This is a genomic window from Novosphingobium sp. CCH12-A3 (genome assembly GCF_001556015.1).
GTDB lineage: Bacteria > Pseudomonadota > Alphaproteobacteria > Sphingomonadales > Sphingomonadaceae > Novosphingobium > Novosphingobium subterraneum.
The window spans coordinates 1-406 of record NZ_LSIA01000148.1 but is presented as its reverse complement, the minus strand read 5'-3'; the positions used below and the strand labels follow the sequence as shown (position 1 = coordinate 406).

The following is a 406-nucleotide window of genomic DNA, read 5'->3' as shown; positions in this document are numbered from 1 at the left end:
CCGTTCTATCCCTTGCCTTGGCAACGGGACGCGTCGGCGCGCGGCAACACGAAAGCCCTAGCCATGTCCTCGATCAAGCTCACCCTCGAACTTGCCTGCACCCGCGAGGAAGCCGCGCGCTTTGCCGCGGTCGAACTGTTCCTCGCCGAGGTGGGCGAGGACGCCGAGGCCGAGCCCCCGGCCGAACTCGACGCCATCTTCGGCGCTCGGTCACGCGAGACGATCCTTGGCCTTGCCGGGCACCCGCAGCCGCTCGGGATTACCTTCCGATATGGCCAGGACCGGGGCGTGATGACGCTCGCTGCGGCGGGCGGCACACCCAACCTCGCCGCGCTGCCCGTGCTGCTGCTGTGGCTCTATCCCGACAAGCTGCCCATCGCCTACTCGGTCCACGTGACCGAGCGGC

The 406-nt window shown here is 69.0% G+C and carries 1 protein-coding gene; it reads left to right on the top strand.

Translation table 11 applies throughout. The features are described from left to right. Positions 1 to 63 precede the first annotated feature (63 nt). The coding region (locus tag AX703_RS11605) for a hypothetical protein (RefSeq protein WP_062344234.1) at positions 64 to 406 on the top strand (343 nt) is incomplete at its 3' end.